Consider the following 15,241-nt stretch of genomic DNA (forward strand, 5'->3'; position numbering starts at 1 on the left):
GGCAGACGACGGAGTGGATGGGGCATCGCCCGGCGCTGCCCGACACCGTCCCGGTGATGGGCCGATCCGCCAAGCGGCGCAACGTCTGGTACGCGACCGGCCACGGACATCTTGGTCTCACATATGCGGCGACGACCGGCCGCCTGATGGCCGATCTCATCACGGGCGTCGAACCGCCCGTCGACATGAAACCCTATCGCGTCGACCGTTTCTGAGAGCGGCGTCGACGCAAGGCGAAGGGAGTGACTATGCGAAGCGAACTCTACATCGATGGGCAATGGGTGAAACCGGCCAAGGGCGGAACCTGCGAGGTGATCAATCCGGCGACTGAGGAGGTGATCCACAGGATCGCCGCCGCAACGGCCGAAGACGTCGACCTCGCCGTGAAGGCCGCGCGCCGCGCCTTCGACAGGGATGGCTGGCCGAAGCTGACGGGAGCCCGGCGCGCCGGATATCTCCGCGCCATCGCGGACGGCATCCGCGCCCGTCAGGCCGAGATCGCCCGCCTCGAAGTTCTCGACAACGGCAAGCCGTTTCCAGAGGCCGACTGGGACGTCGCCGATGCGGCGGGCTGCTTCGACTTCTATGCGGGTCTGGCCGAACAGCTCGACAACAATCCCGAGGAGGCGATCGCGCTTCCCGACGCACGGTTCACGTCCAAGGCGGTGCGCGAGCCGATTGGCGTGGCCGGCGCGATCATTCCCTGGAACTATCCGTTGCTGATGGCGGCATGGAAGGTCGCCCCGGCACTTGCCGCCGGCTGCACCGTCGTGCTCAAGCCCGCCGAATTGACATCGCTGACGGCGCTCGAGCTGGCGGCGGTCGCCGACGAAGCCGGGCTGCCTGCTGGCGTCCTCAATATCGTGACGGGGGCAGGCTCGATCGCCGGGCAGGCGATCATCGACCACAGACAGGTCGACAAGCTCGCCTTTACCGGCTCCGGACCGGTCGGCTCGAAGATCATGGCCGCGGCCGCCCGCGACATCAAGCGCGTCAGCCTGGAGCTCGGCGGCAAGTCACCCTTCGTCGTCTTCGAGGACGCCGATATCGACAAGGCCGTCGAATGGATCATGTTCGGCATCTTCTGGAACCAGGGCCAGGTCTGCTCTGCCACCTCCCGCGTTCTCGTGCACGAAGCAATCTATGGCCGTCTGCTCGAACGGCTGGTCGAAGAGACGAACAGGATCAAGATCGGCAATGGTCTCGACGAGGGAACCCTTCTCGGCCCGCTCGTCTCGAAACGCCAGTACGACCAGGTCGTCGCGGCGATCGAAGGCGCCCGGAAGGCCGGCGCCACGGTTGCCTGCGGCGGCACCCGCCCGGAAGGATTCGACAGGGGGTTCTATCTCAGGCCGACGGTGCTGGCCGACGTGCCGCTCGACAGCGACGCTTGGAAGGAGGAGATATTCGGACCGGTCGTCTGCGTGCGCTCCTTCAAGACAGAAGAGGAGGCCGTGGAGCTCGCAAACGACTCCCGCTTCGGCCTGGCCGCGGCTGTCATGTCGAAGGACGATACCCGCGCCGAGCGGGTTGCCGCCGCCTTCCGCGCCGGGATCGTCTGGATCAATTGCTCGCAACCGACGTTCACGGAAGCTCCGTGGGGCGGCTACAAGGAATCCGGCATCGGCCGTGAACTCGGACGCTGGGGCCTCGACAACTATCTCGAGACCAAGCAGATCACCCGCTTCGCCAGCGAGGCCCCCTGGGGCTGGTACATCAAGCCGGAGGCAGCCAAGTGAACTGGAACCGGACCCTGGAGCTCTTACAGGTCCACTGCCAGGGCGAGATCGGCAAGGTCATCGTGGCAGGAGCGCCGGAGATACCTGGCGCGACGATGCTCGACAAGATGAACCACATCAACACGGTTGATGACAGCCTGCGCCGCTTCGTCACCTTTGAGCCGCGCGCCAACGTCGCCATGTCCGTGAACCTGCTGGTCGAGCCGACACGCAGCGATGCGGATGCCGGCTTCATTGTCCTCCAGGCCGACCGCGCCCACCCGATGTCCGGCAGCAACTGCATCTGCGTGGTCACGGCACTTCTCGAGAGCGGGCGGGTGCCGATGTCGGAGCCGGAGACGGTCGTCCGCCTCGACACGCCCGCCGGACTCATCGTCGCACGCGCCGCCTGCCGCAACGGCCAGTGCCTGTCCGTCAGCCTCGACAACGTGCCGAGCTTCGCCGAAGCGCTGGACAAGGAGGTGGAGACGCCGAAATGGGGCCGCATCAAGATCGACGTCGCCTTCGGCGGCGTCTATTACGCGCTCGTGGATGTCGAGCAACTCGGCCTCGATATTGCGCCTGCCAATGCCCGGCTGCTCGCAGAAACCGGTATCGAGCTCAAGTCGCTTCTGTCAGGGCAGGTCTCGGTCGCCCATCCCGTCCTCAGCGGTATCGACGAGATCGCTTATGTGATGTTTCGTGGACAGGAAGCCGATGGCGCGGTGCGGACCTGCACGACGCTGCAACCCGGCCGCGTCGACCGATCGCCCTGTGGGACTGGTAGCTCGGCGAACCTCGCTGCGCTCTACGCCCGCGGAGAGGTCTCCGTCGGAGACCGCAGGACGTCGCGGTCGATCATCGGCAGCGAATTCCTGGCGGAGGCGATCGGCGAGACCGAGGTGGGCGGCCGCCGCGCCGTGCTGCCGAGAATAACCGGCCGGGCCTTCGTCTATGGCCGGGAGCAGCTGCGCATCTCCGCCGATGATCCTTTCGCTGCAGGATTCGCACTGTCCGACACCTGGGGTCCCCAGGTCGGCCTTCTCGGTTAGGAGCCAAAGTTGTCTCACCCTCAAGCACTGGCCGGCCAGACGGTCCTCGTCACCGGGGCGTCGGGCGGGATCGGCGCAGCCATCGCCGAACGCCTGGCTGCGGAAGGAGCCCGGCCCATCATCCATTATGGGCGCGACAGGCAGCGCGCAGAAGCTTTGCTTCGCAAGCTCGGCGGAAACGGCCTGATCGTCCAGGCCGATCTCTCCCGTCCAGACGGCGCCTTCGCGCTATGGCACGAAGCACTTGCGGCGGCGGGGCGCATCCATGCCGTCGTCAACAATGCCGGCATCCGCAACGAGATCTCGATTGACGCCGATCCGTCCGATTGGCAGGCCGCCTGGCAGAAGGAGTTTCAGGTGAACTTCTTCGCGGCAGCGGACCTGTGCAAGGAAGCTCTCGTGCATTTCAGGCAGAACGGCGGCGGGCGGATCGTCAACATCGCAAGTCGCGCCGGACAGCGCGGCTACGCAGCCGACGCCATGCCATACGGCGCGACAAAGGCAGCGCTGATCAATCTCACCAAATCGATCGCGCGCAGCTTCGGGCGCGACGGCGTCGTCGCCGTCTCCATCGCGCCGGGGTGGGTGCGAACCGATATGGCCGAGAATTTCGTGGTGAGGCACGGAAAGGATGCGGCAGTTGGCGATATCCCGATCGGGGAGATGGCCGAAACGGGAGAGATCGCCGAGCTGGTGGCGTTCCTGCTTCGCCCGTCGCAGGTCTCGGTCAACGGGGCGACGTTCGACGTCAACGGCGGCAGCTACATCAGATAGAGCAATTCCAGCAAAACTGCGCAGCGGTTTTGTGTCCGGAATTGCGAAAAGCAAAGAGCTCCAAGAGGTTCGATATGAAAAGATTTGTCAATAAAGTCGCGGTCGTGACGGGCGGCGGAGGCGGCATAGGATCGGCCATCTCCAGGAGGCTGGCCGACGAAGGTGCCTTCGTGGTGGTGACGGACGCCAACATAGAGGCGGCAGGCGAAGTCGCCTCGCTGATAGAGGCCACGGGCGGATCTGCAACTGCGATCGCGGCTGATATCTCCCGGAAGCCGGAATGCGTCGACCTCGTCGCGAAGGCCTTTGCGATCAAGGGACGGTTGGATGTTCTGGTCAACAATGCGGGCATAAACCGGCGCGGAAATCTGCTGTCGCTGTCGGATGAAGACTGGCAGACGAGCTTCGCGGTCAATCTGGATTCGATGTTCCATCTCTGCCGTGCGGCCCTCCCGCACATGATCAATGCCGGTGGCGGCGCGATCGTCAACACCGCCTCGCAATGGGGGCTCTACCCCGCGCCGAACCACATCGCCTACAACACGACGAAGGCGGCAGTCGCCGCCTTCACCCAGAACCTCGCCCGCGACTATGCGCCCGACAAGGTCCGGGTCAATGCCGTCTGCCCCGGTGAAATCCATACACCGATGCTCGAAGCCGGCGTCACCCGCTCTGGTCGGACGATCGCCGATCTCGACAAACTCGTGCCTTACGGCCGTATCGGCAGGCCGGAGGAGGTGGCAGCGCTCGTTGCTTTCCTTGCATCGGACGAAGCGGCCTTCATGTGCGGCTCGCTCGTGGAAATCACCGGCGCGCAAGCTGTGGCTTGAACGGGTCGGCCGAATTCGGTGGCAGCATGCCGGACTGTCGGAGGCGCTTGATCCTGCTTTCGTTTCGGATTTCATCCGGTTACAAGGCGAGGAGGCTGCGAACATTCGACCGAACGGAAGGCATCGATCTTGAATCTCCTGCGTCGCGCACTCTTGGCGTCCATCGGGGCGTTGGTCGGCTGGAAGCAGTCATCGGCGAAGGAACCCAGCCCTCATGGTGGCGAGGAAACGGCGGTGCAAGCGGCGGCGGGATCGTCGGTAACGCCCAGGCATGTCTTATGTTTCCTCAGCAGGGAACGAAACCTCAGCGCCTTGTCCGAGGCCGCATCACAGGCGATCCGTGACTTCGCCACGGGCTTCAGCGTCGACGAGAATTACTCCCAGGCCGAGCCCGATGACCGGATGGTCCAGTCCTTCGCCGTGTGCTGGGACCGGGTCGAAGCCGATGCATGGAGCCCGGCAGACGAGGAAGCCGTCGCCGATCATCAATCGGTCCTCTATGTCCTCGGGCCGAGCGTGACGCAGGCAGAGACGGTGAAGGTTTCTATGCTGGCGCTGCGCCTCGTCGAACGCTTGATCGATGCGGGAGCGGTTGCTGTCAAGGGTGAAAGCGCCGGCATTGCCCACGGCCTCGACCGATGGAGCGAGCTGATCCGGCAAGGAGCGGAGGCGCTGAAGGCCGCCGACCCGCTGGCTCAGCAGCGGATCGGCCGACTGGCCTTTGCGAAGCGGCCGCTATCGGTTCCGGGGTACCTGGAGAGCGTCGGTTTCCATCTCGTCGGATTGCCGGAGGTCTATGTGCCTGAGACGGCTGGCAGCGAAAGACAGATCGTCGCCATCATGGATGCGGTTGCCGACGAGATCGCGCAGCGGGGCCTCGAGCCGACGCTTAGGGATCGCCGTGCAAGCCTCTCCTTCGATTCCACCTACGAACCGGATGAGTTCAAGTTCAATCCATACGGCGTTGTCAGGCTGCCCAAGTGAGCCTGGGACGTCCAGCCGATTGCGACAGCTCTCTCGGCTCAGTTGTAGGTGATCGTGTCGCCGACCCTCGGGCGATTGAAGTAATGGCGATCGAAGCTGTAGCCATTCTGCCCGGTGAAGTTTGAAAAGAACGCCGAGACCGGCGTCGTCAATGTGTACTGCACCCGGGTCAGCACGACCTGCACGCCGTCATCCTGGATCTCCGAAGGGACCTCGATTGTGCTCGCCGAGCCGGAGTTCAGTGCGGAGGTGTTGAGTGCTGCAGACCAGTTGACCGTTGCGCTGCCGCTCTTCGCGATATCGTCCACCGCAACGGTGATCGTCAGCCCTGTTGTCTCATAAGGCTGCAGGATGAAGCTGGCGCCGGAGAGAAGCTTGGCGACATCGGACTTCGTCCAGGAGCCCTGCTGTGAAATCATGTCGCCTGTGGAAGAGGCGATCTCATCTATCTTTCGGCTGACTGTCAGCGCATGGCCGAGATCGACGGTGCCGAACAGGAGCATCACCAGGATCGGCAACACGAGCGCGAATTCCACGCCCGAAGCCGCCGACCGGTCGCGCATGAGATGACGGGCGAGGGATCGGGCAAAGCGGAAAAAGGACTGGCTCCGTCTCATCATGTCAGAAAGGCTCGTTGCGGAACAGAACGGAAGATCCGAGCAGGTAGCGGCCGTCGGCAAGCTTGGCGCTCGATAGGCTGAAGAAATTCACGACGGCAGTCCATGGCAGGAACGTCTGAACCAGGACGTAGTCGCTGCCCTTGCCGATATCATAGGTCTCGGTGACCGTGAGATTGCCGCTGTCGTCGATGGGATCGGCGCTGGCGGCGGACGAGAGGTCCGAGAGCACGTTCACCTTGACCAGGAGATCGCTGGAACAGCTGAACGAGAGAAGCATGTCATTGCAAATTCTGGCCTTGAAATCGGCCTGCGTGATCTTCGAGGACGCCACCTCGCCGGTACGGATCATCCGGGAGATCTTGTGAACCGAAGCGTCCAGCGCCGAGTTGACGAAGAACATCAGCGACACTTCGATAATGCCGAAGATCATGATGAAGAGCGGCAGAGCCAGGATCGCAAATTCGATCGCAGCGACCCCTTTGCGATCGCCAAGCAGGCGGTGCAGCGATGCGAAGCGTTTCCCTGGCCTCATTGGGTCAGCCGAACGGATGCGAGATATTGGGTGAACAGCGCCGACAGGCCTGCCGTGATCTCGGCCGACGACGATGCTGATATGAACAGGCTCTTGGAAGATGCGCAATCGGAAAGCGCATAGGGAATGTAGTCGCGTCTCGTGATGCTGGACGACACGCCGCTTTGCATGGTGCCACCATAGGTGCTCTTCCAGTTGGCGCTTGCCATGGTCGAACCGACGGTCGCATTGTAGCCCCAATCCGAAGTGAGCGGCAGGTATTCGGTATAGAGAACCGCCATGGTGGCGGACTGGTTTTTGACGTAGGCGCACCAGTCCGGATTGAGAGGCGCCACCTTGTTCCAGTATGCCCCGGAAATTGCTTTGTTGTTCGACCATGTGACCTTGTCGGTCACCCATTCGCGCTGCGACTGGACGCCATCCGTCAGCAAGAGAACCAGCTTGAGCGGCGAGTTCGTGGAGGTTCCGTCCCCGCCGGTCCCGACCTTCTGCTTGAGCGTCGCAAGCGACACGTCAAAATAGGTGGCTGCCTTCGAGGTCGCGCTGGTGAGACCGTAGCTTGAGTCTGCTAGGCGTGTTCGCGCCGTGTCCGTGCTCAGCGTCGGGGCCAGGACTTCCGTGAGGGTATCGCCGAGGCTATATAATCCGACCTTGATGCGTTGATGATTGCTGTCTGAGGTGTCGATCAGGGCAAGCACGTCCTTGACGGCATCTCCGGCGACGTCGGCGCGCAGCTTTATGTTCTTGGCCGTGCTGTATTCATAGTTGTTTGCGTATGTCGTCTTGCCGATTTTGTGCGCATCGCCCGTGTGGCAGGCGAACTGGCAGCCGATGCCGGAATACATGGTCGTCTGGCCGGCCGTTGTTGCCGCCAGAAGCATCGACGGTGATGTGTCGATGACGATATAGACATTGAGATAGGAGGTGGCCGGCCCCTTGACGGCGCTTGCCACGCTGACGTCAACGGTGTCGATGTTGGCGATCTTCATCAGCGTCGTCGGAACCGTGCCGCTCGCCGTCGCCGTGATCTTATGGTTTGATGTATCGATGTCGATGTCGCCAAGCGTATAGCTGTTTTCCACTTGTGCGTGGAACCAGTCGGAAACTTTTTGCTTGAGAGCGACGGTGTCGTCGGTATCGATCTCTTTGACTGCGGCGATCAGCGCCGTGTCGAGGTCGCTCTGCATCCTCTGGCGGACATTGTAGGTACGAATGTAGTCAAAACTGGCGCCGACTGCGACGATCATCGGCACCAGGGTGAGCGCAACGACGATCGCGACATTGCCGCCCCGGTCGCTTCCGAGACCGCGGAGAGCTTTGAAGATCCGAGCAAATGAATATGAAAGACCCGAGCGCAAGAAACCACCGTCACATAAGTCATACTAATGTGCAAGAAGTATCCGAATTGCTTAAGTCTCTGTTAATTTTTGCATTTTCCGGCAGAACGCGGACTGTCGACGCATTGTTTCATGCGCATATTGTATATGTCTGCGAATTATGGATAGTCGAGGAATGACACGTCATCTCTTTCATGCCGGGGGGATCCGCATGAGTGAGTAAGCCGGAAGCGGGGATACGCACGTGGCGCATCCGCGACCTCTCCAGCGTTTTCGTTCAACAGCGTGAACTATCCAAGCGCGGAGATCATGACCGGCAGTGTGGCCGCGGCGAGGGATAGCGCTTGCAGAAAACGGCGTCGGAGAAATTCACGTGTCATCGCGTCCTCCTGGGGTGCACCTGGGTCATCAGTCGAGCAGACGGCCCTTATTGTATTCGTCGTCGGAGACCTTTTCCATCCAGGTGACCGAGTTCCCGTCCAGGGCTTCTGCGACCGCGAAATGCGTCATCCCCTCGTCCATTGAGGCGCCATGCCAGTGTCTGATATGCGGCGGGATCCAGACGACATCACCCGCGCCGACCTGTTCGACGGGGCCATTCGCCTTCTGAACCCAACCTTTCCCGGAGACGATGAAGAGCGTCTGGCCAAGCGGATGGGTATGCCATGCAGTACGGGCGCCAGCGGAAAACGACACCGTCGCGCCGCCAATCCTTGCCGGCGCATCGCCACGATAGAATCCTGACGTTTCCACTTTGCCCGTGAAGTACTGTTCCGGTGCGGATGCCTTGCCATTCCCCGCGCGTGTGATTTTAATTTCTGTCGTCACGGTCGACTCCTTTACCGTTGGTGTCTCGCGCTGATCGAAAACACGTTTCACCACTGGAACGGCGGACATGGCTCTTGGCCAACCGGCATAGAAAGCGATGTGGGTGACGATCTCGGAAACCTCTGCACGCGTCAGGCCATTGTCCATCGCGCGGTTCGCATGGAAAGGAAGCTGTTCAGGCTGCCCGATCGCCACCAGGGCCGCCATGGTCACGAGGCTGCGGTCTCGGGCAGATAGATCTGGACGCTGCCAGAGGTCGCCGAACAGGACGCGGTTGGTGAGGTCGGCAAGCGCCGACGCCGTCGATGCGACATTGGTGTCCACGGTCGCCGCACGCGCCGCCTCGGCCGCAGCGTCAAAGTCGATCCGGGCGGCATCGCTGTTCGAAACGGTGCCGATCCCGCGCTCTTCGAATACCTTCTTCGTCTCGGTGACAGCAGACATGGCATTGGGCCAGCCGGTATAGAAGGCAAGCTGCGTGATCAGTTCGCCGATCTCTTCAGGCTTCACGCCGTTGTCGAGTGCCCGGCGGACATGGCTTCCGGTCTGCGCGGCCTTGCCGGTTGCCACCAGGGTGGCAACGGTCACGAGGCTGCGGTCACGAGGCGAAAGTTCCTGACGTTCCCAGACCTCACCGAACAGCACGTCGTCGGTGAAATGCCCAAGACCCGGCGCGGTCTCGTAGACGGCCGGAGGGGCAACGCGCGCGCGCCTGTCTTCGGCTTCGGCGCCCGCTGCTGCCAGTGTGGACATTGCGATGGTGGCTGCGATCTTCTTCATGAATTTGTCTCCGTCGAAGGTTTAATCAGACACATAAGCTTTAAGGCTCGCCGGAGCGGCCAACCGCCCCTACCGTCGAAGCAGCGTCTTGATGGCCCGGCGTTCGTCCATGGCGCGGTAGCCCTCCGCCACGTCCGCAAGTGGGCACACAAGGGGAGCCTATGCTGATCCCTCAGCAGTCCGGGTCGTAGCCGCGCCGGGAAGCTGACGCCTGACTGACGGTCTTGCGTCTCGATCTATTATTGCTGCGTCCTCGCTCTGTGCCGGAGGAAATATACTGCCCTACCATTGATCGGATTAGATGGGATGTTTGGCATGAACCTATGACAGTCATTCATGAATGCGCTTTTCATGTTCGCGCGCGCGCCAACCGTGTCACGCATTGATGAATGAGAATGATGAGATGCGATGAGAGGCACCTGATTGGGTTGGTTTTCGCCCAACGTTTGTCTTCGACGCCTTTACCAGCCGGCGTCGCTCCGCCTCAGCTTCCTTACGCCGATGACCCATAATTCCTGCGAGAGCTGCAATCGTGTCCGCCTCACCTGAACGGCCACGCTCTACATATGCCTCGGGCAGTGGTCATGTTCTACTCGTTCTTCGTGGACTACTACGTCTCCTCGATGACCGGCGCAGTGAAGGAGTGAAGTCTACCGCAGGCACGCCGTTGCTTCCTGCAGCGGAGCCTTCCCATCATGTATCGACACCTCGTCTTGCCGAGATCGAATAATTGTAAATTGCCGCGTAGCTMGTCGATACGAGCAGCGGAAATGCGATGGTCTTGAGTATTTCCGGCGTGCCGGTCGCCGCATGGATTGCCACGAGAATGCTGGCTGAGCCGATACAGGCAATGAGAGGCGGCGCCCAAAATCGCACAGATCCGACGAAGCGCTTTGAAAGCCAGTCGATGACGGATTTCAGGAAAAGCGTCAGGCAGGCGGATATCGTACCCTGCACAAGGCCGGCATAGAGTGGCAATGGCATGGCGTGCGCGCGATTGGCGAAAACCGCCCAGCTGCCCATTGCCAAAAAGGCGAAGAGAACATGTACGCCGCCGCTGCGGAGTAGCCGGTGCAGTGCATTCGGCATCACAGCGACCACCCGTGGCGTACAAGATGGTGCAATAGGGTCAGAGGCCGTTCTTCATCGCAGCGCGCAACGTATCGTTGATACGATCCTGCCAGCCAGCGCCATTTTCCTGGAAAAAGGCAAGCACATCACTGTCGATCTTGAGCGAAACAAGCTCCTTGACATTCGGCAGTGCCGGCCGCTCAACGGCTTGTTCCGGCTTCTTCTTCGCGGGTTTGAACAATGCTTCGGCAGCATCCAGTGGATTGACAGGTCTGCGGGGCGGGTTTGCCATGGTTGTCACTTTCTATTGTCTATCGGAGCGACATATGAGCGGCATACGTGATGTCGGCCGCTTCGTCGACTATTTATCTTGTTTTGCGAGAAGGCGATTTAGCCGAACTGCTTGATCGCCAGCGTGCCGGGCCGCAGGTCGTCGTATGGAACGATGTCGGGTCTTGGCTCCATCGTCAGCATCGTGAAGGCTTGGCGGCGGCGGCGCATCAAAGCGGAAGGCTGATGGTGGTTCCTCAATCGCCCATGAAGCCAGTCATATCGAAGACAGCGGCGTTATCTTGAACCTCGCGCAGCCCCTTGTAGGACGCATGGCGGAGATTGCCGTCATCGGTCCAGCCGCGAAACTCGATCTCGGCAATCAGCGTCGGCTGCACGAAGACGAGGCGCTTGCCCTTCAACGGAGTAACCGGCCGGCTCGTCTTCAACCGATCGAGCGTCTTTTTTAGCTGCTCCGCATCCCTGGCACTGAAACCAGTCCCGACCGACCCCACGTAAACCCAGTCGAAACCTTGTCTGCCGGCCACAAGCAGGCTGCCGATGCCGCCGCGGGCGGATGCCGACTGCTCGTAGCCGACGATCATGAAGCTTTCGCTCTGGACGCACTTGATCTTCAGCCAGTCGCCCGTGCGGCCGCTGCGGTAGGGCCGGTCGCGATGCTTGGCGATGATGCCTTCCAGATGACGATGGCAGGCGTGCTCGAGGAGATCTTCGGCCGGGAGGTCTATTTCTTCGGAAATGCGGATCGTGCCATTGCCGCCTTCCGGTATCAGGTCTTCAAGAAGGTGCCGTCGCACGTCAAGCTCGGTGCCAGTGAGATCGTGACCGTCGAGATAGAGAAGGTCGAAGGCGACGAGGATCGACTCTATCGACACTCGCTTGCCGCCCCGCCCGCCAAGCGAACGCTGCAGGGCGCCAAAATCCGATCGGCCCTGCGCGTCAAGAACGACCGCCTCGCCATCGAGGATGGCTGTCGTTACCCCAAGCGCTTTTGCTGCAGCGGCGATGGTCGGGAAGCGATGGGTCCAATCATGGCCGCCGCGAGTGGTGACCCGCACGCCCTTCGGCTCAACATGGATTGCCAATCGATAGCCATCCAACTTGACCTCATAGAGCCAATCCGACCCCACAGGCACGGTCGGCTTCAGCAGCGCAAGGCAGGGCTCGACGCGCAACGGCATTGGATCGAAGGGCAGACTTGGCTGGTCGGGATCGCGCTTGCGGATCGGACGAGACTGCAGCGTTGCGTGGGACTCGTCGAGCAAGGGCAGAATGGGGCGGCGCGGGCGCGTCATGATTGGGTTTAACGCCTCCCCGGGCGGTTTTCCGCTTCGACCGACTTGCGCAGGGCATCCATGATATTGATGACATTGCTCGGTGCCGGTTGTTGTTTTTCCCCAGCCTTGGGCTTTGCCCTGCTCGGCTTTTTCATCTGCTTCTTCTTCGCGTCGATGATATCGAGGAGCTTGTCCTGAACGGGATCGGAGACCATCTTCGGGCTCCAGTGTTGCGTCTGCTTTTTGATGAGCTGCTGGACGAGCGGCATCATCTCGCTGTCGGCAGCCTCGTCATCGACCCTCTCGAAATAGGTGTCGGCGTTGCGCACCTCATCACCATATCGCAGCGTCCAGAGCACGATGCCCTTGCCGCGTGGCTCCAGCATGACGGCGCGTTCCCGTCTTGAGATCACAAGTCTTGATATGCCGACCATATTCTCGGCGGCCATGGCGTCGCGGATGACGGAAAACGCTTCCTGGCCGACCGGATCGTCCGGAGAAAGATAGTAGGGCGTATCGAGCCAGATCCAGTCGACGCCATCCCGCGGCGCGAAAACTTCGATGTCGATTGTCTTGGTACTGTCGAGTGCAACGTTTTCGAGTTCCTCGTCTTCCAGAATGACATACTCGTTCTCGCCGCGCTGATAACCCTTCACCTCGTCCTCGTCCTTCACTTCCTTGCCGGTGACGGAATCGACATAATGGCTGACGACGCGGTTCTGCGTCTCTCGGTTCAAGGTGTGGAAGCGGACCTTCTCATTTTCCGACGTCGCCGGCATCATCTGAACAGGGCAGGTGACGAGCGACAGCTTGAGGTAGCCTTTCCAGTGGGGACGAAGGGCCATGGAATCCTCCAATCAGCTGGCGCGGCGGTGTTGAGCGCCACCGGTGCCACGCGATTTCGCCGACGTCGCACGCGCTGCCTGGCGCCCCTTTCCGGCATTGGCGTTAACCGCTGAGCGCTTGGTCTTGGCGGACGCGGACATTCCGGCACTTTCACGCAGCGCCTGAAGGAGGTCGCCGGGCTTGGATGCCGGGGGCGTCTTCTTCTGCGGCAGCGTCCGGCCCTCAATCTTAGCCTTCACAAGCTCTGCCACCGCCGCCTCATAGCGGTCGTCGAACTGCTTGGGATCAAATTGGCCTTTTTTCGTGTTGATGATGTGTTTGGCGAGCTCCAGCATCTCACCTTCGATCTTGAGGTCCGGCATTTCCTCGAAAGCCTTTTGCGACGAACGGACCTCATAGTCATAGTTCAAGGTGGAACCGACCAAGCCGTTGCCGTGCGGCCGAATGAGAACGGTGCGCAGACGCCGGAACAAGACCGTGCGAGCAATTGCAGCAACCCTGGCCTTTTTCATGCCGTCGCGCAGCAGCTTGTAGGCGTCGCCGCCTATCTTGTCAGGAGCAAGGTAGTAGGGCTTGTCGAAATAGACATCATCGACTTCCTCGCAGGGAATGAACGCTTCGACCGTAAGTGTCTTGTCGCTGTTTGGAATGGCTGCCGCGACTTCCTCGGGTTCGAGGACGACATATCGCCCGTCCTCGATCTCAAAGCCTTTGACCTGATCCTCACGCTCGACGGGATTGCCGGTTTGGCTGTCGACGAACTCGCGCCGAACACGATTGCCGGTCTTTCGGTTCAGAGTGTTGAAGGCGATCCGTTCGGAGGAGGATGCCGCGGTGTAGAGCGCGACAGGAAACGCGACTTCTCCAAACTTGATGTAGCCTTTCCAATTCGCCCGCGGGGCAACCATCTACGCGACTCCCTCACACAACCAACGCGATTCAACTGAATCACCTGGCAAATTGTTCCGAGTCGAAACGAATCTAAATTCAAGGACTTAACACGTAGAGATCTCCCGTATTCCGAGTCCGGAGATGTTCTTGATTCGATGTCTCTTTTTTTCGCAACGTGCTTTTGAACGAGGCGGCAACCACCAAGATATATCCGACTTCACCGCCATCATTCTTCAACGGGCGCTGTACTTCGCGTCGAGATCATCCATGGCCTTGACGTTACCGGCAGAGCGGCCGTTCTCGTCGAAGGTCTGGGCAAGAAACGCATCAGCGATCGACTTTGCAAGCTCGGTTCCGATGACGCGGGCTCCCATGGTGATGATCTGCGCATTGTTGGAAAGCGCGGCACGCTCGGCAGAATAGGTGTCGTGCGTCAGGGCGGCGCGGATGCCCGGAACCTTGTTGGCCGAGATGCAGACGCCGATGCCGGTGCCGCAAACAAGGATCGCCTTGTCGTAGGTGCCGTCGATGACGCCTGAGGCGACGCGGTCCGAGAGGTTAGCGTAGAAAGGATCGGCACCGGCGCTGGTGCGCGAGACTTCGTAGACGTCGAAGCGCTCCTTCAGATGGTCTGCCAGGATCTTGGCGAGGCCTTCGCCGGCGCTGTCTCCTGCAATGGCAAGCTTCATGGTCTTTCTCCTCAGAGTTTGGCGGCGCATTTGGCCAGGATGTCGAGGTAGCCTTCGACGTTCCAGGCCGAACGGCCGATGAAGAGCCCGTCGATATGCGGGCTCAAGATCAGTTCTTCGCAGTTCTGGGGGTTGACCGACCCGCCGTAAAGGCAGGGGATCGTCCGGCCCAGCACAGCTTCAGCAACGGCGATGATTTCGGACTGGCGGGCATCTGCATAATCCGCAGTCGCCGGGATGCCCTTCTCGCCGATCGCCCAGACCGGCTCGTAGGCCAGCAGGATTTCGGCGCTTTTCTGGGCGCCTGAAAGTTTCGAAAGCGCGCCGCGCACCTGGGTTGCGAGGATGTCGGCGGCCTTTCCGCTTTCGCGGTCGGAAAGCGTTTCGCCAATGCAGATCAGCGGAACGAGACCGTGGCGAACGGCCGCTTCGGTCTTCAGACCCACAGTCTCGTCGGTCTCTCCAAAATGTTCGCGCCGCTCGGAATGGCCAAGCTCGACGAGATCGAGATTGCAGTCCTTCAGCATTACCGGCGAGACTTCGCCGGTCCAGGCACCCTGGTCGGCCCAATGCATATTCTGCGCGCCGACTTTCACCGAGGTCGTGGCAAGCATCGCCTTGACCTCGCGCACGGCGGTGAAAGACGGAATGACGAAGCGCTGGATATGCGGGTCGCGCGCGGCGTCATCGAACGAGACCGGATCATCTGCTTTCTCGAGCG

17 protein-coding genes and 1 pseudogene are annotated in these 15,241 nt (G+C 61.0%); 7 read left to right on the forward strand and 11 right to left on the reverse strand.

Features of this window, described 5'->3' with window-relative positions; translation table 11 throughout:
* The 6 genes from AC1ECN_RS36440 to AC1ECN_RS36465 all read left to right on the forward strand — a co-directional run.
* On the forward strand, positions 1-215 hold a 215-nt coding region (locus AC1ECN_RS36440; protein ID WP_477955774.1), incomplete at its 5' end, for an NAD(P)/FAD-dependent oxidoreductase.
* A gap of 33 nt (positions 216-248) precedes the next feature.
* Entirely contained in the window at positions 249-1,739 is a 1,491-nt protein-coding gene (locus tag AC1ECN_RS36445) for an aldehyde dehydrogenase family protein (RefSeq protein ID WP_130726108.1), read from the forward strand.
* A complete protein-coding gene (locus AC1ECN_RS36450) occupies positions 1,736-2,770 on the forward strand; it encodes a proline racemase family protein (RefSeq protein ID WP_027688168.1) in 1,035 nt (344 codons plus the stop codon). Before AC1ECN_RS36445 ends, AC1ECN_RS36450 begins: the two co-directional genes overlap by 4 nt.
* A 9-nt stretch (positions 2,771-2,779) precedes the next feature.
* Positions 2,780-3,544: an SDR family NAD(P)-dependent oxidoreductase gene (locus tag AC1ECN_RS36455; protein WP_130726069.1), complete on the forward strand. Its 765-nt coding sequence runs from the start codon at positions 2,780-2,782 to the stop codon at positions 3,542-3,544.
* Between the two features lie 74 nt (positions 3,545-3,618).
* Positions 3,619-4,374 (forward strand): SDR family NAD(P)-dependent oxidoreductase, encoded by a 756-nt coding sequence (locus AC1ECN_RS36460; RefSeq protein ID WP_130689961.1) that lies wholly within the window; start codon positions 3,619-3,621, stop codon positions 4,372-4,374.
* Positions 4,375-4,503: 129 nt separating this feature from the next.
* Positions 4,504-5,358 (forward strand): hypothetical protein, encoded by an 855-nt coding sequence (locus tag AC1ECN_RS36465; protein ID WP_024319829.1) that lies wholly within the window; start codon positions 4,504-4,506, stop codon positions 5,356-5,358.
* Positions 5,359-5,396: 38 nt separating this feature from the next.
* On the opposite strand, the gene AC1ECN_RS36470 is transcribed toward AC1ECN_RS36465, so the two are convergent.
* The 4 genes from AC1ECN_RS36470 to AC1ECN_RS36485 form a co-directional block, all read right to left on the reverse strand.
* A complete protein-coding gene (locus AC1ECN_RS36470) occupies positions 5,397-5,978 on the reverse strand; it encodes a TadE/TadG family type IV pilus assembly protein (protein ID WP_018480503.1) in 582 nt (193 codons plus the stop codon).
* Position 5,979: 1 nt separating this feature from the next.
* Positions 5,980-6,510, reverse strand: coding sequence for a TadE/TadG family type IV pilus assembly protein (locus AC1ECN_RS36475; protein WP_024319827.1), 531 nt, complete (start codon positions 6,508-6,510; stop codon positions 5,980-5,982).
* Positions 6,507-7,868, reverse strand: a complete 1,362-nt coding sequence (locus AC1ECN_RS36480) for a TadE/TadG family type IV pilus assembly protein (RefSeq protein ID WP_024319826.1) — start codon at positions 7,866-7,868, stop codon at positions 6,507-6,509. Before AC1ECN_RS36480 ends, AC1ECN_RS36475 begins: the two co-directional genes overlap by 4 nt.
* 387 nt (positions 7,869-8,255) lie before the next feature.
* On the reverse strand, positions 8,256-9,455 hold the full coding sequence (locus AC1ECN_RS36485; RefSeq protein WP_024319825.1) for a (R)-mandelonitrile lyase: 1,200 nt from the start codon (positions 9,453-9,455) through the stop codon (positions 8,256-8,258).
* 578 nt (positions 9,456-10,033) lie between these two features.
* On the opposite strand from AC1ECN_RS36485, the pseudogene AC1ECN_RS36490 reads away from it, so the two are divergent.
* Positions 10,034-10,102 (forward strand): annotated as a pseudogene (locus tag AC1ECN_RS36490) (carbohydrate ABC transporter permease); the annotation flags it as partial.
* Positions 10,103-10,148: 46 nt separating this feature from the next.
* Here the strand turns inward: AC1ECN_RS36490 and AC1ECN_RS36495 are convergent.
* The 7 genes from AC1ECN_RS36495 to AC1ECN_RS36525 all read right to left on the reverse strand — a co-directional run.
* Positions 10,149-10,544, reverse strand: coding sequence for a hypothetical protein (locus tag AC1ECN_RS36495; protein WP_032988777.1), 396 nt, complete (start codon positions 10,542-10,544; stop codon positions 10,149-10,151).
* Positions 10,545-10,584: 40 nt separating this feature from the next.
* Entirely contained in the window at positions 10,585-10,818 is a 234-nt protein-coding gene (locus AC1ECN_RS36500; RefSeq protein WP_018068520.1) for a BrnA antitoxin family protein, read from the reverse strand.
* A gap of 235 nt (positions 10,819-11,053) precedes the next feature.
* The gene (ligD, locus tag AC1ECN_RS36505) at positions 11,054-12,112 is read right to left on the reverse strand and encodes a non-homologous end-joining DNA ligase (RefSeq protein WP_018068522.1); all 1,059 of its coding nucleotides are present in this window, start codon (positions 12,110-12,112) and stop codon (positions 11,054-11,056) included.
* 8 nt (positions 12,113-12,120) lie between these two features.
* Complete coding sequence (gene ku / locus AC1ECN_RS36510) at positions 12,121-12,939, reverse strand: non-homologous end joining protein Ku (protein ID WP_024319823.1); 819 nt, start codon at positions 12,937-12,939, stop codon at positions 12,121-12,123.
* Between the two features lie 12 nt (positions 12,940-12,951).
* Complete coding sequence (gene ku, locus AC1ECN_RS36515; RefSeq protein ID WP_130726071.1) at positions 12,952-13,848, reverse strand: non-homologous end joining protein Ku; 897 nt, start codon at positions 13,846-13,848, stop codon at positions 12,952-12,954.
* Positions 13,849-14,064: 216 nt separating this feature from the next.
* Positions 14,065-14,520: a D-erythrulose-4-phosphate isomerase gene (gene derI, locus AC1ECN_RS36520; protein WP_017996196.1), complete on the reverse strand. Its 456-nt coding sequence runs from the start codon at positions 14,518-14,520 to the stop codon at positions 14,065-14,067.
* A gap of 11 nt (positions 14,521-14,531) precedes the next feature.
* Positions 14,532-15,241: triose-phosphate isomerase (locus AC1ECN_RS36525; RefSeq protein ID WP_477955778.1), on the reverse strand; the 710-nt coding region annotated here is incomplete at its 5' end.

Source organism: Rhizobium sp. 01N447_2 (genome assembly GCF_056399245.1).